18 protein-coding genes are annotated in these 17939 nt (G+C 61.7%); 4 read left to right on the top strand and 14 right to left on the bottom strand.

What is annotated here, in order from left to right; translation table 11 throughout:
• Positions 1–8: 8 nt before the first annotated feature.
• From ACMUJL_RS10730 to ACMUJL_RS10720, 3 genes are all read left to right on the top strand, one after another.
• The gene (locus tag ACMUJL_RS10730; protein WP_375568342.1) at positions 9–1379 is read left to right on the top strand and encodes an exonuclease domain-containing protein; all 1371 of its coding nucleotides are present in this window, start codon (positions 9–11) and stop codon (positions 1377–1379) included.
• Between the two features lie 215 nt (positions 1380–1594).
• Positions 1595–4408: an AAA family ATPase gene (locus ACMUJL_RS10725; protein ID WP_416914254.1), complete on the top strand. Its 2814-nt coding sequence runs from the start codon at positions 1595–1597 to the stop codon at positions 4406–4408.
• Positions 4405–5721, top strand: coding sequence for an McrC family protein (locus ACMUJL_RS10720; RefSeq protein WP_375568346.1), 1317 nt, complete (start codon positions 4405–4407; stop codon positions 5719–5721). Before ACMUJL_RS10725 ends, ACMUJL_RS10720 begins: the two co-directional genes overlap by 4 nt.
• A 63-nt stretch (positions 5722–5784) precedes the next feature.
• On the opposite strand, the gene ACMUJL_RS10715 is transcribed toward ACMUJL_RS10720, so the two are convergent.
• The 14 genes from ACMUJL_RS10715 to ACMUJL_RS10650 all read right to left on the bottom strand — a co-directional run bounded on the left by ACMUJL_RS10715 (position 5785) and on the right by ACMUJL_RS10650 (position 17633).
• Positions 5785–7041, bottom strand: coding sequence for a radical SAM protein (locus ACMUJL_RS10715; RefSeq protein ID WP_375568348.1), 1257 nt, complete (start codon positions 7039–7041; stop codon positions 5785–5787).
• Positions 7041–7787: a hypothetical protein gene (locus ACMUJL_RS10710; protein WP_416914253.1), complete on the bottom strand. Its 747-nt coding sequence runs from the start codon at positions 7785–7787 to the stop codon at positions 7041–7043. Before ACMUJL_RS10710 ends, ACMUJL_RS10715 begins: the two co-directional genes overlap by 1 nt.
• Positions 7788–7789: 2 nt before the next feature.
• Positions 7790–8065 carry a hypothetical protein gene (locus tag ACMUJL_RS10705; protein ID WP_375568352.1) on the bottom strand — a complete coding sequence of 92 codons (276 nt, stop codon included), beginning with the start codon at positions 8063–8065 and terminating at the stop codon, positions 7790–7792.
• Positions 8055–8801 carry a hypothetical protein gene (locus ACMUJL_RS10700; RefSeq protein ID WP_375568354.1) on the bottom strand — a complete coding sequence of 249 codons (747 nt, stop codon included), beginning with the start codon at positions 8799–8801 and terminating at the stop codon, positions 8055–8057. The genes ACMUJL_RS10705 and ACMUJL_RS10700 overlap by 11 nt, the downstream gene beginning before the upstream one ends.
• On the bottom strand, positions 8798–9700 hold the full coding sequence (locus ACMUJL_RS10695) for a hypothetical protein (RefSeq protein ID WP_416914252.1): 903 nt from the start codon (positions 9698–9700) through the stop codon (positions 8798–8800). Before ACMUJL_RS10695 ends, ACMUJL_RS10700 begins: the two co-directional genes overlap by 4 nt.
• Positions 9697–10356, bottom strand: coding sequence for a tail fiber domain-containing protein (locus ACMUJL_RS10690; RefSeq protein ID WP_375568358.1), 660 nt, complete (start codon positions 10354–10356; stop codon positions 9697–9699). Before ACMUJL_RS10690 ends, ACMUJL_RS10695 begins: the two co-directional genes overlap by 4 nt.
• Positions 10357–10358: 2 nt before the next feature.
• Positions 10359–11603 (bottom strand): head decoration protein, encoded by a 1245-nt coding sequence (locus ACMUJL_RS10685; protein ID WP_375568360.1) that lies wholly within the window; start codon positions 11601–11603, stop codon positions 10359–10361.
• Positions 11604–11833: 230 nt separating this feature from the next.
• A complete protein-coding gene (locus ACMUJL_RS10680; protein WP_375568362.1) occupies positions 11834–12166 on the bottom strand; it encodes a hypothetical protein in 333 nt (110 codons plus the stop codon).
• A gap of 165 nt (positions 12167–12331) precedes the next feature.
• Entirely contained in the window at positions 12332–12586 is a 255-nt protein-coding gene (locus tag ACMUJL_RS10675) for a hypothetical protein (protein WP_375568364.1), read from the bottom strand.
• Complete coding sequence (locus tag ACMUJL_RS10670) at positions 12583–13515, bottom strand: TIGR02594 family protein (RefSeq protein WP_375568366.1); 933 nt, start codon at positions 13513–13515, stop codon at positions 12583–12585. The genes ACMUJL_RS10675 and ACMUJL_RS10670 overlap by 4 nt, the downstream gene beginning before the upstream one ends.
• A 78-nt stretch (positions 13516–13593) precedes the next feature.
• The gene (locus tag ACMUJL_RS10665; protein WP_375568368.1) at positions 13594–13905 is read right to left on the bottom strand and encodes a phage holin family protein; all 312 of its coding nucleotides are present in this window, start codon (positions 13903–13905) and stop codon (positions 13594–13596) included.
• Positions 13902–14558, bottom strand: a complete 657-nt coding sequence (locus ACMUJL_RS10660; protein ID WP_375568370.1) for a tail fiber domain-containing protein — start codon at positions 14556–14558, stop codon at positions 13902–13904. Before ACMUJL_RS10660 ends, ACMUJL_RS10665 begins: the two co-directional genes overlap by 4 nt.
• 41 nt (positions 14559–14599) lie before the next feature.
• Positions 14600–17143, bottom strand: a complete 2544-nt coding sequence (locus ACMUJL_RS10655; protein ID WP_375568372.1) for a phage tail protein — start codon at positions 17141–17143, stop codon at positions 14600–14602.
• Positions 17144–17225: 82 nt separating this feature from the next.
• Positions 17226–17633, bottom strand: coding sequence for a DUF6950 family protein (locus tag ACMUJL_RS10650; protein ID WP_375568374.1), 408 nt, complete (start codon positions 17631–17633; stop codon positions 17226–17228).
• Here ACMUJL_RS10650 and ACMUJL_RS10645 point away from each other — a divergent pair.
• Positions 17632–17931: a hypothetical protein gene (locus ACMUJL_RS10645; RefSeq protein ID WP_375568376.1), complete on the top strand. Its 300-nt coding sequence runs from the start codon at positions 17632–17634 to the stop codon at positions 17929–17931. The two genes, ACMUJL_RS10650 and ACMUJL_RS10645, sit on opposite strands and share 2 nt — an antisense overlap.
• Positions 17932–17939: the final 8 nt, after the last annotated feature.

Below are 17939 nucleotides of genomic sequence, written 5' to 3'. Positions count from 1 at the left end.
CTGCGTTCATGACATTTGCGTTTTATGATCTTGAAACCACCGGCATCTCGCCCGCCTTCGACCAGCCCCTGCAATTCGCGGCCATTCTGACGGATGACGCATTCAGGGAAATCGAGCGGGTCAATCTGCGCTGCCGGATCGCACCGCACATCATTCCGTCGCCTTGGGCGCTTGCAGTCACCGGCCTGCGCCCAGCGCAACTCCTTGATCCCAGCCTGCCGAGCCTCTTTGAGTTCACCCAAGAGATCGCGGCCTTGATCGAACGCTGGTCGCCCAGCACCTGGACCGGGTTCAACAGCATCCATTTCGACGAGGAAATGCTGCGCCAGGCCTTTTACCAGACCTTGCAGCCAGATATTTTTGCGACCCAGTTCAATGGCAACACGCGCCTTGATGTGCTGACATCGCTCTATGCGGTCTGGTACCGCCAGCCTGATTTGCTCAAATGGCCAGTCGACGAAACAGGCCGCGTGCGCTTCAAGCTAGACCTTTTGGCCCCACAGAACGGCTTCATCGCCCACAACGCCCATGATGCGCTTGGCGATGTTGAAGCGACCATCCATCTTGCGCGCCTGATCGCACAGCGCGCGCCCGAGCTTTGGGCAGAGATCCTCTCCAACCGCGACAAAGCTGCCGTGCAGACCCGGCTTGCCAGCTTTCAGCCCATGGCGCTGGTCGAGCGTTTTGGCGGTGGCCCGCCCCGCGCCACGATCGGCTGCTTCTGCGGCACGTCAGCCAGCAACACTAGTCAGGCCGCATTTTTTGATCTGGATGCTGCCGATCCGGCTGACGTGCTGGCCGCCGACGATGCCACGATCTTTGCCGCGGTGGACGCAACGCCGAAGATCATCCGCTCTCTCGCCATCAACAAGTCGCCCGCGCTTCTCGCTGTGCCCGCCCCAAGCCCCGTGCATATCCAACGCGCAGAGGTCATCGCGCAGTCGCCCGATTTCAGAAGCCGCGTGGGCAAGGCGCTGGCCGCGCGCTTCCCGCAGGATCCGGAAGCCCCACCGCCCTCAGTTGAAAAGCAGATCTTCGGCGGGTTCTACAGCCACGCAGACAAAGCCCTGCTGACCGAGTTCCAGCGCACGGACTGGCAGCGGCGTCAGGAGATTACCGCGACCCTCACAGACGCGCGTCTGCGCCAGCTGGGCCGACGCCTTGTCGCATCCCATGCGCCAGAGCTGCTCTCCCCGGAAGAGCGCGGCCAATTCGATGCCTGGCTTCGTGACCGTTGGTCTGCGCCCAATGCGCCGGACATGGAATGGACGGGCTTGGCGAAAGCGCAGGACGCTCTGGGTGAATTGCGCGTAAAGGCAGGGGTTGATCAGGGCTTGGTTGGAGAAATTGAAGCCTATCTGAAACGTTTCGAGCCCTGAGTGTTTTCGTTCGACTGTCGCTTCCCGGGCAGCGCGTGACCGTTAGCTAGAGGAGAGGCCCGAATTTCAGTATGTTCGAACAAGGCTGAAGTTGCGCATTCAGGTTCCAACTGAATAAGTACGGGATATGCCGCGCTCGGGCATAAGCAGACGCCGACGGCAGAGCGGAACAATCTGCTGTTTGAGAAATACAATTTCTGGAAGGACGAGATTGCATGGCGAGGTTTAACCCACATCATGACAACAGCAAACTCTATCCCGCAATGCGCGAGTTTGCGGCGGAATGTTTGTTGCGCGATGGATCCCTATTGCAGCCCGGCCTAACGCTCTGGACGTCCGAGAACCTGGAAGAGCTTGATCGTTCATTCGTACAGAACCCCGATGAAGGTGACGGCACATACTATGTCAAACTTGGGCAGCAGGTTGGGGCTGGCTCGCCCGACAGTCGCAAACTCATGGCCGAGCTGCACTGGTTGCTGTTCGTTTTCCCCAGCGACATGAAAGCCTCGACGAAAGTCGAAAGGATCAAGGAGATGTGGGCTTGGTCCGGTGACGACCTGCCCGATGACGTCACTTTCCTGAATCATAATATTCTCGAAGGTCTCGGCCATACGGGGCAGGCCTACAAGAACCACAGATGGCGCGAATTGAGCTTTCTGATCGGAGCGCTTCAGCTCTGGAAGAAGCTGCCGCCGGATCAACGCGAGGAAAACCTCGCGCAGTCAAACCGGTTCACCGCGTTCCTTGACGCCGCGCCGGGGGTAGAAGGGCGGCAATTGCGCCATATCCTGCCGCATCTTCTGTTTCCTGATGAATTTGAGCGCATTTCCAGCCCGCGTCACAAGCGAGAAATCCTCGAAGGCTTCGGCGTGGTCACCCGTCGGGATGCCAACAAGATGGACACCGCTTCACTCGATGCAGCCATTGGGGAGCTGCGAAAGAAGCTCGACACTGAGCATGGCCGGGCGATCGACTCCTATGAGCCAGATATTGAAAGCAAGTGGCGGGACCGCGGGGCGACCTATTTGGTCAGCTGGAACCCCGCAAAATGGGACTGGCAGTCATTCGCGGAAGACCGCGCCACCACGGTTGCGGGCGAGACTGTCACGCATTCTTGGCGGACCAGCTCGAAGAAACCGAAGGTTGACGACCGGGTATACCTGCTCCGAACGGGTCAGGATCCACGCGGGGTGATTGCCCGCGGCAGGGTGGCCAAGGCACCTTACCCCGATACCCATTGGGAGAATGCGCGCGCGGCAGCCGGCGAAACTGCTGATTTCATCGACGTCGAATTCGAGGATATCCGGGATCCAGCGCTGGATGCCTTCGTGCCGCTGGACATATTGACCAGCAAGATCGCGGGTCAGGACTGGAGCCCGCAATCCTCGGGTATCCTGATCAAACCAGCTGCGGCCCGAGCTTTGGCACGCCTATGGGAAGCGGAGGAACCGGCCGAGACGGATATCGAGACAACAGCTAGGGTTGGCGCAGCTATGGCACAAAATCTCATTCTCTATGGCCCGCCCGGCACTGGAAAAACCTACACCACGACAGCCGAAGCTGTCCGCCTGTGTGGTGAGCCGGTGCCGACTGGCGACGGAGCGTTGATGGCGGTGTATCAGCGCCTGTTGGCGGCGGGGAGGATCGAGTTTGTGACCTTTCACCAGTCGATGGCCTATGAGGATTTCGTCGAGGGGCGGCAGCCTATGACTGGGTCCGACGATGGCGAGAGCGCGGCTTCAGCCGGGTTCAGGCTCGAAACCGTGCCGGGAACTTTTCGGCGCATTGCAAAGCGTGCTGAGACCAGCAGAGGGCGCGTATCGACTGCAGACAGTGTCCAGATTGCTGGACGGCAAGTGTTCAAGATGTCGATCGGCGAAGCGAACAACCCCGAGGATGCCCACCTGTTCGAGGATGCGATCAAGGGCGGGTACGCGGTGCTCGGATTTGAGGATATCGATTGGAGTGATGAAAAATATGCCAGCCGGGAGGCCATTCTTGCGGCTTGCAAGGCGAACAGCACGCAGAGCGGTGAGATCGATAGTCGTTCCGGCGCAGTTAATATGCCGTTTCGGTTTCGTAACTGGATCCGCACAGGCGACGTCGTCATTGTGTCGAAGGGCAATTCTAGGTTTCGTGCGATTGGCCTGTTCACCGGCGAATACGAGTTCGCGCCGCGACCGGAAGGTGACTATGCACATCGTCGCGCGGTCCAATGGCTCTGGGTGGATCGCGAGGGTGTTCCCATCGATGAAATCTACTCCCGCCGTTTCATGCAGCAATCGATCTATCTGCTCTATGATAGCGAACTGAACGTGCCAGCTCTCGAACGCTATATGAACAGCCAGCGCGTCGAAGGAGCAGCTGACCCGGAACCCTTCGTTCTGATCATCGACGAGATAAACCGTGCCAATATCTCGAAGGTCTTCGGGGAGTTGATCACGTTGCTGGAATCCGACAAACGGCTCGGTCAGCCGAACCAGATCAAGGTGCGTCTGCCGTATTCGGGGGATGAATTCGGGGTTCCATCGAACCTGCACATCCTCGGCACGATGAACACAGCCGACCGCTCGATTGCGCTGCTGGACACGGCATTGCGGCGGCGTTTCACCTTCCGTGAGCTGATGCCTGATCCGGCCGTTCTTAAAGACGCAGCGGAGCGAACTAAGATCAATTTGCCCACGTTACTGACCACTATCAATGATCGCATCGAGTACCTCTATGACCGCGAGCATCAGATCGGGCATGCCTATTTCACCGGCTGCGAAACACGTGGTGATGTCGACAAGGTGATGCGACACAAGGTGATCCCGCTTCTGGCCGAGTATTTCTTCGAAGACTGGGCCAGGATCGCCGCAGTGCTGGGGGACCTGGAAACGCATGACCGCGACATCAGCGGTGGGTTTCTGAACCGCTCGGCACTCCAGGCGCCGCCGGGACTCGATAACGGCGAGGCACTCCCTCGGTTTCGGTGGTCGGTTCGCAGTGCCGAAGAGGGCTTCAGCTATACGCGGCTGCTGGGCCCATGATCCGCCGCACCCTGCGTGAATGGCAGCGCATCGGCTACGGGGAGGATGATGAGGATTCGATCCCCGAGGTGCTGGCCGACAGGATCGCGACCATCGCGCAGCGTTCCGCCTTCGCGGGCCGTGGAGGTGAAGGCGTGTTGGAGCATGGCCGCAAGAGCCTGCGCGCCCGTGGCGTGGTGGGTGTCATCGCAGCTCAGGGGTGCCAGCTCGAGATTTTGCCGAAGATCGAAGGGCCGGGAGAACGCAAACCCCATGACACCGACCTGCGCACACGGCTGATCCACATGCTGGGGGTCGTGCACGACCTGCCCATCGATGCGGGGTCCTTGGCGCAGCTTGGCTGGCAACGGGACACCGTGTTGGAATTGCTGATCCGGCTGTTCTGTAGACGCCTTGCGGATGCTGTGCGCCAAGGCATGCCCCGGCGCTATCTGGAGCACGAAGACGACCTGCCTTCCATGCGCGGTCGGCTGGACGTCACGCGGCAATTCTCGCGACACGCCGTTGCGCCCCAAAAGCTGGCTTGCCGTTTCGATGACCTGTCCCCTGATATCGCACTGAACCGAGTGATGCGCGCCGCCATCACACGCCTGCAGCGCCTGGCTCAGGCACCAGACAATCAGCGGATGCTGCGCGAGCTGAGCTTCGCCTATGCCGATGTTACCGATGTGCCGGTCAAGGCTTTGCGCTGGGACCTGATCACGCTTGATCGAACCAACCAACGCTGGCGCGATCTTGTGTCCTTCGCACGGCTGTTCCTGTCGGACCGGCATCAGCAGACCAGCGCGGGATCGGTCGATGGTCACGCGCTGCTCTTCGAGATGAACACCCTGTTCGAAAATTATGTCGCCCGTCTGTTGCCCCGCGCATTGGCCGGCAGCGGTCTGCGGGTTGTAGCACAAGGTGGCCATCGCGACTGTCTGTTCGAAGGAGAGGCAGGCCGATTTCGCACGAAGCCCGATGTGATCATCCGGCAGGGTGAGCGGGTCGTGATGGTCATCGACACCAAATGGAAGCGGATGACCCCGCAGATCGACGATCCGAAACAGGGCGTCAGCCAGGGGGATGTCTATCAGCTGATGACCTATAGCCAGCTCTACAACTGTCCGAATGTCATGCTGCTCTACCCGCATCATGGTGAATTGCCGAATAGTCCGGTCTTCACACGGTATGGGATCGGCGCGAAAAATTCAGACGCGACACTTTCTGTGGCCACATTGGACGTTGCCGGGCCATTGAGGCAGCATATGGTTGACTTGACGAGCTTGATGGATCTCGCTCTGTCCAACCGATCAATGTCTACTCAGTCCTGATGCCGCGACTGAGACAGAAAAGCCCTGTAATCTACTTGGAGACGATCTTTGCCCCTGCGTCGGCTACCACAATCCACAATTGATCAGGTGCGCATCTCGCGGGACGGGGAGTACGCCAACCACCACCATCCCCGTCAGCCACCACACGGCCGCCATCATGATCCCCATATTAAACGCAAACTCATTGGCACAGGATTGCGCAAAGAACTCCCCCTCAAGGAACATGCAGGACCCCTTGCAGAGCTGAACGACAGGGCATGACATGCATTCCTCTCGGAAGGCAAAATGCGTCGCGGTATCGAGCGCGATGGCATCGAACTCCGCCACATGCCCAATCTTATGCGATCCCTTTGCCCCCGTGTTCTGACAGGTCATGACATTGCCCCGCAGATCGACGGCGATCGTGTCCTCCCGGTCCATCCCACATTTCTGGCCGAGGGCCTCAACGGGGCGCTGCCGCTGGATCGAGGTAAAGAATTCGTCGATGCGCTCGCCGAGACCAAAGGCGTTGGGGTCTTCAACCAGTGCCTCAAAGATCGATCGCGTAAGGCTGTTCAACTCTGCCCTCTCAAACCGTCCCGGCCCGATGGCGGTCGCCGCGTCATAGACATTCACCACCCCCTCAAGCCCCACGAAGACATCCGGCCCGACCTTTTCAGCGAACCATGCCTTCAACGCCGCCAGATCATGATGCTCCCGCGTCAGAAGGGCGTTGAACCCGGTCTTGTCCGGCCGCTCGGCCAGCAGCACTTCGATCCACGCCCGCTTTTCCGGATCCTCCAGCGGATCAGGCCCGCGCAGATGTTGCCCCGGCCCGTCATGGCTGATCGTGATGGCGATATCATGCTCGGCAATGAAGTCGAGCTTCTCGCGATCGAGAAGCGAACCATTGGTGATGATCGAGAAGGACGCCCCCGGAAACCGCGCTGCCAGCGCCGGTACCAACCGTTTGATTTTCGCCCAATAGAGAAACGGCTCCCCACCCCAAAGCTCGATCTTCTCCGGCGCACCCTCGATCCAACCGTCCAGCCCTGCCAGAAACGCCTCAACATCCGCCAGCTTTGAGACAGTCGCATCGGCAATCTGAACCGCCTGGTTGCAATAGCTGCAGGCGTAATTGCACGACAGCCCCAGCTGGATTTTTAACACACGAGGCGCGTGCGATTTGCCGAGCGGGCGATCCTTCGCCACGCGTGGCACCGGCGTGAAGATCCCCGGCTCGACGGCTAACGGCAGCCCCTCGCACTCGGACGTGTGCGCGTTGTAGCGGGCGTGATGGCGGCTGCCATCCCGCGCTTCCAGGGTCAGATCAAACCACATCAGTCAAAAAGCCTTTCTTCGATCGCGCTGGGCAGGTTCACGCGGAAGTTTGCGACGACCTGCACATGCGGCGTGCGCCCCTCGTAGGGGTGCTGGTTATGGGGAATATGGGAGGGGAAGAAGACCGAGAGCCCAGGGCGCGGATGGACCGAGAAGCCATGCCTGTCCTCGTAAGGCAGCCGCCCCTCGTCAAAATACCGCGATGGATCCTCGATCACAAAGCGCGGGGTGCCCACGGAATTCACCGGCTGCCCCGCGCCACCGCCGGTCAGGAAGTGCACGCAAGTGAGATCGCCCTCGCGGCTGTCCTTATGGGTGGAGATGAAGCCGCCCGGCATCATCACCAGCACGCGGTTTTCGCAATGGTCAGGATCAAGATAGGGAGCCCAAGGCCCAAGAACGGCTCGCGCGCAGGCAAAGAGATGGGCTTTCAGCGCCTGACCCGCTACGCTGCGTTCCAAAATGCCGCGCACCCGACGCTTGGATGCGCTGGGTGGGCTTTGCCGGTGGAGGGTCGAGGGCGTCGGTTGCCCACCTGATGTGTTGAGCCTGCCTATGGCAATGGAACCACTCGGCGCAGGCCCACAGGCTCGATGCATGGCCCCATCGGGCATATCAACCGCCGCCAGAGCCTCCTCGGCCAGCTGCCTATTCACCTCCCAGTCCGGCTGCGTTTCAAAAAACCAGACCCGCGTCGGCCAGAGGTCAATCGATGTGGCTTGAGCCTCCATCCTCAGCCCCTCCATGCTCAGCACCGGCAATTGCAGTTGCAGTTAAAACTCCGGCGGTTTGCCGTGATGTTCACCGCCCCCGATGTGCCGCCGCCCGACAGGCTTTCGACATAGCAATTGGCGCTCCAGGCATTTGGCTTGCTGACAATATCCGCGCCCGAGCTGGGCGATGTATTGGTCAGTGTGACCGCTGTCAGCGTGCCAGAGCCAATCGCGGGCTTGTTGGCAATGCGCGCCCAATCCACCAAACCTGCGTCATCAATCACGATGGTGGTGCCAACCTTATAGGCCATGGGTCTCTCCTTGGGCTTGATGGGCCAGAATCTCGGTGAGACCGGCCTTGCAATGGGAATTGGGAAGGGCGAGCGAACAGAGAACTGGAATGCACATCCGCTCTTCGCCCTCAAAGTAGGTGCTGTCATGGGGCACATGGCCCTCGAAGATCAGCATCGAGCCGGTCTTCGGCTCCACCGCATACCAGCCACCAATATAGGCGTCTGGGGTGCGGCAGGGCCAAAGCCGCTTGCCGATATTGGCCGGGTCGTAAAACCGCACCGCGCCGCGATGCAGCGAGGTCTCGGGACAATCGGCGTCCAGCACCACCCGCGGGTAATAGGTGCAGACAATGTCGGTCTGGATATGGGTGTGGGTGTTGATGCCGACATTCTCGCGCGCGGACCTGCGCTGCCAGAACGTGTCTGACATCATCCGGATCTCGCCCGCATGATCATAGCCGTAAGCCAGCTGCAGATATTCGCGCACCCCGGCCGCCACAATCTGCGCCAGAACGGCAATCGCCGGGTCCCGCCGGTCCATCAGGAAGTTATGGCGCAGATGGCCCAGATGATTGGTCTGATCGCCCACATTGCGGGCGTCGCCCTCATCCTGAATGCGGTTTGCGGCGGCATCCTCTGCCGCCAGCGCATAAAGCCGATCGTCGAACCCTTCCGGCATTGCCCAATGCTTGTGCATCACAAAGGCCGGATAGATCATCTGCAATTCGGTGCTGGTCGCGATCCGAAGGCTCATGGCGTTACCTCCACGCGCAGCTTGCCAATGGCGGTATAATGCTCGGTGTTGATCTTCACGCCGATCACATCGCCGGGCTGCAACCCGCGCGCCTCCACGGTGACAAGGCCTTGCCCGTTTGCATCGGTCGTGACCCGGCGGCGCGGCAGATAGCCCGCATCGGCGTCCAGCTTGAAGGTGGCAGCCCGCAGCACTGGGGACGCATCCGCGTTCCAGAGTAGCTGGAAGGGCACATCCACCTGCCCACCTGGGGCGACCGTGACGCTGTCAGAGCGGGCCGAATAGTAGAACTGCTTGAACCACTGCCCATCCTGCGGGATCGTTCCATCATTGATCCGCCCGGCAATCACCGTGCCGTTCAGGCAGATCGGGTCGGTCTCGCAGAGCACTTCGATGCGGGCCTGATCAAAGGGGACCTCGAAGGGCAAGAACACCACCAGCGCATTGGCAATGGCGTGGCGAGCGCGGTGGCGGAAAGAGACATCGATCTTCTCGCGCGCGGATTGGGCAAAGCGGTTGCGCCAGGAGAGGGGCTTGCCGCCCGGACCGATGGCGATGTCCAAAAGGGCGTAATCGACGATCTCATCCACGCCGTTCATGCCATCGGCAAAAATGTAGGAGCGCCCCTTGTAGATCGCCCCATGGGCAGTGCCCGGCAGATCCGGGATCAAGACCTCATCATGTTCGAGATCGACGAAGCCTGCCTTGTTGCCATGGATGGGCGGGATCTCGAGATGCGCGCGCAGATCGGCCCAGAGCATGACACCGGCCATGCCGGCGCTGGTGCCGGGTGGGACTCGCTCAAAGACGGCGATCCCGACATAGTTGGCTTTGACGTCCACGGCGTACTGCAGCGGGCCCCCGCAATGGGTGATGGCAATGAGCCCGGTTTGCATCATGAGAGGATCCTTTTGAGCTGATCGACCTGATGCGCGAGGTCCTTGATGGCCTCGACCAGAAGGCCGATGAGATTGCCGTAAGCGAGACGCAACACGCCTTCGGCCTCGATCACGGCCTCTGGGGCCACGACTTTGACCTCTTGCGCGATCAGCCCCATATGGCGCCGGTCGGACCCGGCCATGCAGAAGGTGACGCCTCTCAGGGCCTGCAGTTTGGACAGCGCATCGGGGATCGCTGCGATGTCGGACTTGAGCCGCAGATCGGAGGTGGTGACAAAATCCGGGGCTGTGACGGTGCCGGTAAAGGTCGCCCCTGACAGCAATGCAAAGGCGCTGGCCTGGATCCCGTCCAGAAGATCAGCATCAAGACCCGAGCCTGCGCCATCGACGGTCACAAGCTTTGCAAGGATCTGTGCTGCGCTATCGGGCGAGCCGTCTGCCCCGGCGGGGCCTTGAACTCCGGTGGGGCCTGCGGGCCCTTGAACCCCCTGCGGCCCTGTCTGCCCCAGTTCGACAATGCTCTCGGTGCCTGAGATGCGCTTCAAGAACAGCTTGCCGTCCGCGACATTGACCGCGAGTTCCCCGGCCGCGATCTGCGCTGTGGTCGGGATCCGGCCGGCTTGCGTGCTGCGTTTGACCAAAACCGTGTTTGCCATGATCAGAACGTGCCTCCATCAAGTACAATGCCGTTGATGCTGCCACCGGTGATGGCCACGGCTCCGGCAGATTGCGTGGCCATGCTGCCCAGCCCCAGATTGCCGCGCGCGGCTGCGCCATTGGTCAGATCCGCAAGATTTGAAGCCGCGGTCAGTTTGCCTGCCAGGGCATTGGTCACGGTTGTGGCGAAGTTCGGATCATCGCCAAGGGCTGCGGCCAGTTCATTGAGTGTATCCATTGCGCCGGGGGCTGCATCGATCAGCGCGCCAATGGCTGCCGCAACAAACCCTGTCGTGGCGAGTTGCGCTGTGTTCGTGCCCGCAGTGGCGGTAGGGGCTGTGGGGATGCCGGTCAGACTTGGCGAGGCAAGACCTGCCTTGGCATCAAGGGCCGCCTGCAAGCCGGTGATATCGGCCGTGACATGGGCATGCGGGGCGGGAGCAAAACTGCTGGGCTTGCCGGTGATACCCGCCCAAGGCACAGCATCGGCCAGGTCTGCCGCATCGACCTTGCCATCGGCATTGCTGTCATAAGTTGCAGCCAGCATGTCACCGGCGCCAAAGGCCCCGATGGCTTGTTGCACAAAGGCGGTGGTGGCCAGTTGCACCGTGTTGGTCCCGGTCGTGGCTGTCGGCGCGGTGGGAACACCGCTCAGCGCCGGAGAGACCAGCGGAGCCTTGGCATCCAGTGCCGCTTGCAGCCCGTCGACATTGGCAATGACATGGGCGTGACTGTCATCGACCACAGAGGCGGTGATTGTCACATTGGCCGAGCCGTCAAAACTGACCGAGCCCGAGAGATCCCCCGCGAGCGCTATGGTCCGTGCCGTTGCCAGCTTGGAGGCTGTGACGGCATTGGCCGTCGTACCGAGCTTGCCATCGAGCGCGCCCTGCAGCCCCGTGACATCGCTGATCGCATGGGCATGGCTGAGTGCGGCCTTGGTGGCGAGCCCGGCATCAAGCTGCGACTTTCGCACAAGATCACTGGCGGCACTGGCGTCTTGGCTGGATTTCGGGACGGTGGTGAAGGTTTTGGCCCCGGCGATGGTCTGGCTGCCGGACAGGGCCATGAACCCGCCCAAGCCTGCCAGCGGCACGACGGTCGTGGCATTGCCCCCGCCATCGTCGCCCTTGCCAATATAAAGCGTGTCATCGACCTCGTTATGGGCAAGCTCGCCGGATTTGAGGGCGGGCGGTGCGCCAGCAAGCCCTGAGACGCGGCGTTTGAGTTGGATCGTATTGGCCATCAGAAGAAGCCTCCGTTGATAGGGGTGTCAGTGGGCAGGAGCGTCACGCCCGGCACGCCTTGCGCACCGGGGTCGCCTTGGGGGCCGATGGGACCTGGCGGCCCGGGCAGGCCCAACACGCGGATCCCGATCGGTCCGCTGGACAAGCGCAGCGCAATGGGTGCTGAGGAGGTCACGGCAATGCGGATGGGCCCCGTGAGACGACGCAGGTCCAGCGATGTCACCATGGCTCAGAGCCCCCCGGAAGCGGGGAGCCTCGTGACTGGCAAGACCACGGGGATCTCCAGCAAGACGCCGAGATGCCGGTCAGGAGCAAGATCGGTGCGGACAAGATCCAGCACCACACGGCCGGGCGACAGCGCTGCCGTCACCTCTGGCGGCAGAATAATCTCGAGGGTCCGATCATCCAAGCGCAGGACCCCGCCATTTGCTGTGGAAAGGGTGCCAAGCACGGCGCCGTCGGCGACCATGCGGCGCAGTTGGCCGGTGAAGAGCGCCTCTTGCGGAAAGAAATCCACTTCGGCCTGCAACTGCAGACGGTATTCATAGCCGATCAGGATCACTGGGCCTGTCTGGGGCGAGGTAACGCTCATGGTTGCCACCCGCAAAGCGCTGCACCGGTCTCATTATGGGTCAGGATCTGGCGCGCGGTGCCCTCGGTCAGGTGATCCCCGCGCGAAGGCCGGATCGGGGCTGCCCAGTCGCAGGCGCCACCAGCTGCGCCCGGATCAATCCCGCATCCAGCGATCCAGACGGCGATCGCGCTCAGCCTCAGGCAAGACCTCAATCTCATGACGGACCTCCTTTGCGGTGGTGAGGGAACGAATGCGGGCCTCGGCAGTGCGAATAGCAAATTCGGCCCTCGCGGCGTTGCGGCCTTTGCGAACAGCGACCCAAAGCGCCAACAGAACCACTCCGAGAAGGGCGGCCGCGAGGCTCAGCCGCCGCCCGAGGCTGGTGATGAGCGCCTGCACGACGATCATGGTGTTTTCCCCCGGCGATAATCCTCAATCCGGGCGGCGCGGGATTTCAGGGCAAAAGCGATGATGGCGAGAAAGAGGAGGGCGCCAAGGATCGGCAGAACCGCACCCGCCTGGGCCCCAAGCCCAATCAGATCGAGAACCCTTGTCGCCAGATCCCGCCCGTCCTCGGCCTGCGCTACAAGAGGCGCCAATTCGCCAATCGCAATCCCCGCCGATCCAACAGCCCCCAGCGCGATCTGCGTATTGGCAGCGGTGACAATGCGCGATCCGGAAGGGCGACCGATGGTCCGCTCGGGCGACACGGGGCGGGGCTGTGCTGCGCTTAGGGCCTCTGTCAGGGCGACATCAATCACCGGATCGCGCGCCAGATCATTGTCATTGCGGAAGGCAAGGATCGCCGCCCGGGTTCGAGGTCCGATCTGACCATCTATGCTGCCCACCTCGTGATAGCCGAGGGATTTTAGGCGGCGCTGGACCTCTTGGATGCTCATCGCGACGCGCGGCTCGACGTTTCCCGCACGGCGAATGCCCAGCAACTTTGCCGCCGGATAGCGCTGCACGTTGACCGCGTCACCCTGATTGCCGCCCAAAGCATAGACCCACGCCCCCTCGATGCGATCGATGAAGAACACATGCCCCTGCCAGCTGGAGCGGCCACGCGGAATGACGCCGATATCGCCGGGCAAAGCGTCCGCGATTTCTACCGGCACGCCCCAGTCAAGATAGGACCGCGCCGTCAGCTTGCGGGTGGATCGGATCCCGGCACGCTCAAGGCAATGCCCGACAAAAGCCGCGCACCAGGCCACCTCGTCATGCTCCACCCAGTCCTGCCCAATGCTGGCATACATCTTGAGGATGGCCGGATTGTTCTCCGGCCCCGGGCCTTCGGTCGTGCCGATATAGCTTTTGGCAATGTCAAAAGGGGTCATCTGTCGTTCCCATGCAAAAGAAAACGCCGCCCGGGATTGGGCGGCGTCTGGGGTGGTGGTGTGTTCTGGGGCGCGCGGTCACTTCTTCCGGCAAAACCACGCCGTCAGCAGCGTTTCCGCCCCACGCGGCCCGAGATAGGCGAGGGTTGCCACGAACCCTGTCGAGACCGGCTGCGTCAGGCCGATATAATTTGCCGCCGCCTCGCCAATCAGCGCCATGCCCACGGCCACGGGGATTTCCCAAAGAAGCTCCTTGCCGAAGAAGCGGCGGCGCCCGAGTTTCACCTCGCCGGAATGCCACATCAGCCGACCCGTCAGCGCGCCGATCAGCGTGGTGACAGCCCCGCCGAACACCGCATTGATCGTATCGATGAAGCCATCGTCACTCATGCGCGATCCTCCTCCAAAGCCGCAACGCGGGCGGATAGTTCCTTGACGGCCTCGATCAAAAGGCCGGTGATATTGCCATAGGCGACCGAGAGCTGACCGGTATCATCCGCACGGACGACCTCGGACAGCACCGGCGCGACCTCTTGTGCGATGACCCCGATCTGACGGGTGCCATTCATGGTGAAGCGCACGCCTCTGAGCGCGCCAACCAACGCCAGCGCATCTGCGATGGTCTCGATATCGGATTTCAGGCGGGCGTCTGAGGAGGAGACAAAGTTCGGCGCGGTAACGATCCCAGAGAAACTGGCCCCTGTGAGATCGGCCTTTCCGGCAATCACAGCGTCATAATCCAGTGCGGCCTTGGTCGCCATCGAGCCAAGCCCGAGATTGCTGCGCGCTACGGCCGTGTTCGCCAGCCCTGCCAGATTGCCCGCCGCATCCAAGAGCGTGTCCCAGCCGGTGTTCGTGGCATTGCGGCGCTTCAGGGCGGCCGGTGATACGGATGTATCGACCCAAAGCATGCCCGCGACCGTCGCCGCAGGGGCCGATGCCCCCGCGCTGGTCGATTGCAGGGCCGCGATTACTTCGTTGATGCGGGCCCGCACGGCGGCCCCGGCATCGTTCGCGATCGTAAAGCTGGATGTTTGCGCCATTTCAGCATTTTCCGTTCTGAATCAAAAAGACGTGTGGGCGCTCACGCGACCTCATCGGCATAAAGCCGCAGTTGGCTGACGATGGGCGTGTAAGACGCGTCCTGCGTCGAAAGATGCGCCCGCGCTTCCAGTGCACGGGCCTCGATTTCGTGGTTGTCCAAGCGGCCCCAGGGACCCCAGACAGGGCTCGCGCTCGGATCGTCATCGGTTTCGCGGATCTCGAAGAGCACGTCGATTTCAGCACCAGCGGAGCCGTCGAAGTCCGCCCATGTGTCCATCAAGGCCGTGCGTGCATCGATGCGATCGTTCAAGGCCAGCGCCGCTACGCCGATCTCAGAGCGCAGCCGCACGCGTTTCACCGCGCCAAGGTCCAGCCCGGCTGCGAAAGAGTATTGGCCCTCGAGCGTGGTGACTTGTGTGACGTTATCCACCGTTGTCGTGGCCAGCGTCAGGTTTGAGCCGCTAACCTGCAGACCCGTTTTTGCTCCGTTGAAGCCGGGCTCGGCCTGCAGGAAGTCCAAGGTCGAGAAGGCCAAGACCTGGGCGCCCTTGGTCGAGACCCGGGTTTCTGGCCCCGCGCGCCCACCACTATCCTCGGCGCGAATGAGATAAGTGCCGGGCTTCAAGGGCACGACGGCGATGGCCTCGCCCCCTCCAACCCGGTCCATCGAATAGCTGTCGGCCCAAGTGGCGGTCGCTTCCTTCGAATGCCGGATCACGATGTTGCCGCCCACCCGCACATCCGGATCGACCGAGCGGGACCATTTCAGGATGGCAAGACCACCCGCCGTCTGAAGCGTGATATTGTCCAAGCCCGCTGGCGGTGCCGTCAGCCCGAGGATTTCCACAGGAGCCTCCTGCCAAGCGGACGACACCCCCAGCACGGAGAGTGCTTTCACCCGGAATTCCCATGGCCCCGGTGCAATGTCGCGGATCTCGAGGCTGGTCCCGTCAGTGCGGCCATAATCCAGCCAATCCCCTGCGCCTTGGCGTGCCTGCAATTGATAGGCAGCAACAAACCCCGAAGGAGCCGCTTCCCAGACAACACGGGCCAGCACCTTCAGCCCGCCACCATCGCGGGTGATGTAGAGATCCTCGGTGACGGTTGGTGGTCCCGGCGCCGGAATATCATAGGCATTGGGCAGCGCTGTGCGTGGGGCCGCCGCGTAGATCTGCTGCTCAGACGCTGACCAATCATAGACCAAGGGCGAGGTTTCGCGCAGAACTAACTCGGGCAGGAGGAGCGCCCCATCGCCCGAAGCCGTCAGATCGAGGCTCACCCCATGCACCTCAAAGGGTTTGGCGGCAAAGCCCCAGCGGGCGTAGGAGAGCGTTACAACGTCCCCAACGGTTGCGGCCCAGGCCGAGAGTTTGCCCGAGAGCCGCACCGTCATTTGCCGCCGCGCACGCTCCAACTCGATCTTGGCGAGACGCTGGGCCATCGCCGCCGAGATTGTGAAGGGTAGCGAGATATCACGCCATTTTTGCTCGCCACCGTCCTCGGCAAGGTAAACATCCGAGCCGTAGGCCGGGAAGTCATCCGGCTGCCAGTCGTTCTCAGGGCTGACAAACTGACCCCGGACCCCGTTGAAGTTCGATGACATTGTCACCCGCGTCGCCAGCGTCAGCCCGCCCTCGCGAACATGGTCTGCGGTCAGCGCGACATCAGGCGCGCGCCAAGCACCTGCATGGATGCGCCAAGCCCCGCCCGAGAAGGCGCAGCGCCCAGCGAAGGACGACAGCATCCCCTCGATGATCGTTTTCGGGACCTCGGAAAGCGTAATCACCCCATTGCAGGCATAGCGTGGCTCGACCCCACCGCCCGCCAGCAGGACGGCCTCGTCGCAGATGTTGGCCGCCTCGACCAAGGACAGTTCATCAATTCCATCGGGCTGGCCAATGCGGGCGCCGATGCCCCAAGTGCTGTTGGCCATGTAATCTGCAAGGCAAAGGGCGGGGTTTTCTGAGTAACCCACCGTTTGGGTCCGAGGATCCCAGATGTCGTCCTTGCCCTCAAGATCGACCGTGATGTTCGGAATGCCGCCAGGATAGGCGTCTTGATCATAAGTGAGCCGCAACCGGATCGCGGCACAGCCCCGAAGGCGGTGGTTCTCGGTCCATTTGTCCGGCAGCGCGGATTTCAGACCCACGAAGGCCGTCTGATCGGCATTGCCAAGGGTCTTCTCGACAAGGACCTTTCCGGTCCAACGCCCCTGTGCTGCGCCGTCAGCGTTGAGAGCCATTTCGCCCTCAAAGTAAATGGCCCCGATGGATTTAACCCGGTGGGTCGCAAGCACGATCACCAGATCGAGGAATTTATTGTCCGACCCCGAAGAATGCAGAAAGACAATTACGCCGCCCTTGCGGGTGCGGCCATAAACCAGATCGCGGGGAACCACGGGCTCTCGGATCGTGACCGTGCGAGCCTGCATCGTCGTCTGCGGCTTTGGCATCAAGGCCTGTGCCGCCGCCGACAACAAAAGCGTGCCGCCAATCCGCAACAGCGCCGCCCCAATGCCTCCTGCAGCCAGAACCCCGCTGATCGCCCCCGCGATCGCGGTGACGGCTGAGACGATAAAGGGCATGGATCGGATCCGGGGTCAGAGGGAGCAGGTGGTCGCAGGCGGGTGGCGCGAAGACAAGACGGCAGCGGGCCGCAAGATGGTGTCAGACGGCCCAGGCAAGTTGGCAGGAGGTCAAAGCCGCAAAGGACAGCCCGTCAGACGAGATCCCCACCGCGGTCGCCCCAATCACCACCCCAAAGCCAAGACCGGTTTCAGCAAGAACGATATCGCCCCGCTGCGCCAACAGGGGTGTCTCGCGAGGCTCGCCCAGCAAGGACCGGCCCATCGCCTCAATGGAGGCCCAGCCCAAGCGCCGCATCACGCGCTGCGCACCGAGCGCCGTTGTATAGCGCCCGCGCCAGAGTGCTGCCACATCCTCACCGCCCGTCAGGATCTCCCGCGTCTCAAACGCAAAACTCGCGCAATCATGATCGCCCCAGGCGAAAGGTTTTGCGCGGGCGATATCAATGGCCTCCACAAGGCGGCGTTCCCAGTTTTCGACGCGGGGCATGCCTGTCATCCTTGTTCAGCAGTATGACATGCGCCATCACTGCGATATGCGCGCTTTTGATTTTCCATATGAGACCGTCGAGATCAACTGTTCCGTCTGTGGACGGTTTGGACGCTATTCAAAACAGCGGTTCATTGAACTGGTCGGGGCCAACACGCCGCTCCCAACAGCCCTCGATGTTATTTCCAAGGATTGCCTCGAAGACAGGCCAAGCGTCACGAATATGCAAGGCCGCTGCCGCGCCAGCTACCTGCAGCTTGCCCAGATGAATGCGACCAGGCCAAAAGCGCCGTCTTGAGGAGGGAT

Source organism: Seohaeicola sp., assembly GCF_048006315.1.
Classification (GTDB): Bacteria; Pseudomonadota; Alphaproteobacteria; order Rhodobacterales; family Rhodobacteraceae; genus Seohaeicola.
This window is presented reverse-complemented; position numbering and strand designations above follow the sequence as displayed.

Coding starts and splice junctions, on each gene's coding strand:
- ACMUJL_RS10710 (WP_416914253.1), bottom strand. CDS start 7,787: ATGGAGGGGCTGAGGATGGAGGCTCAAGCCACATCGATTGACCTCTGG.
- ACMUJL_RS10705 (WP_375568352.1), bottom strand. CDS start 8,065: ATGGCCTATAAGGTTGGCACCACCATCGTGATTGATGACGCAGGTTTG.
- ACMUJL_RS10645 (WP_375568376.1), top strand. CDS start 17,632: ATGCCTGTCATCCTTGTTCAGCAGTATGACATGCGCCATCACTGCGAT.
- ACMUJL_RS10720 (WP_375568346.1), top strand. CDS start 4,405: ATGATCCGCCGCACCCTGCGTGAATGGCAGCGCATCGGCTACGGGGAG.
- ACMUJL_RS10675 (WP_375568364.1), bottom strand. CDS start 12,586: ATGATCGTCGTGCAGGCGCTCATCACCAGCCTCGGGCGGCGGCTGAGC.
- ACMUJL_RS10665 (WP_375568368.1), bottom strand. CDS start 13,905: ATGAGTGACGATGGCTTCATCGATACGATCAATGCGGTGTTCGGCGGG.
- ACMUJL_RS10690 (WP_375568358.1), bottom strand. CDS start 10,356: ATGGCAAACACGGTTTTGGTCAAACGCAGCACGCAAGCCGGCCGGATC.
- ACMUJL_RS10725 (WP_416914254.1), top strand. CDS start 1,595: ATGGCGAGGTTTAACCCACATCATGACAACAGCAAACTCTATCCCGCA.
- ACMUJL_RS10695 (WP_416914252.1), bottom strand. CDS start 9,700: ATGATGCAAACCGGGCTCATTGCCATCACCCATTGCGGGGGCCCGCTG.
- ACMUJL_RS10730 (WP_375568342.1), top strand. CDS start 9: ATGACATTTGCGTTTTATGATCTTGAAACCACCGGCATCTCGCCCGCC.
- ACMUJL_RS10650 (WP_375568374.1), bottom strand. CDS start 17,633: ATGCCCCGCGTCGAAAACTGGGAACGCCGCCTTGTGGAGGCCATTGAT.
- ACMUJL_RS10655 (WP_375568372.1), bottom strand. CDS start 17,143: ATGCCCTTTATCGTCTCAGCCGTCACCGCGATCGCGGGGGCGATCAGC.
- ACMUJL_RS10660 (WP_375568370.1), bottom strand. CDS start 14,558: ATGGCGCAAACATCCAGCTTTACGATCGCGAACGATGCCGGGGCCGCC.
- ACMUJL_RS10670 (WP_375568366.1), bottom strand. CDS start 13,515: ATGACCCCTTTTGACATTGCCAAAAGCTATATCGGCACGACCGAAGGC.
- ACMUJL_RS10700 (WP_375568354.1), bottom strand. CDS start 8,801: ATGAGCCTTCGGATCGCGACCAGCACCGAATTGCAGATGATCTATCCG.
- ACMUJL_RS10715 (WP_375568348.1), bottom strand. CDS start 7,041: ATGTGGTTTGATCTGACCCTGGAAGCGCGGGATGGCAGCCGCCATCAC.
- ACMUJL_RS10685 (WP_375568360.1), bottom strand. CDS start 11,603: ATGGCCAATACGATCCAACTCAAACGCCGCGTCTCAGGGCTTGCTGGC.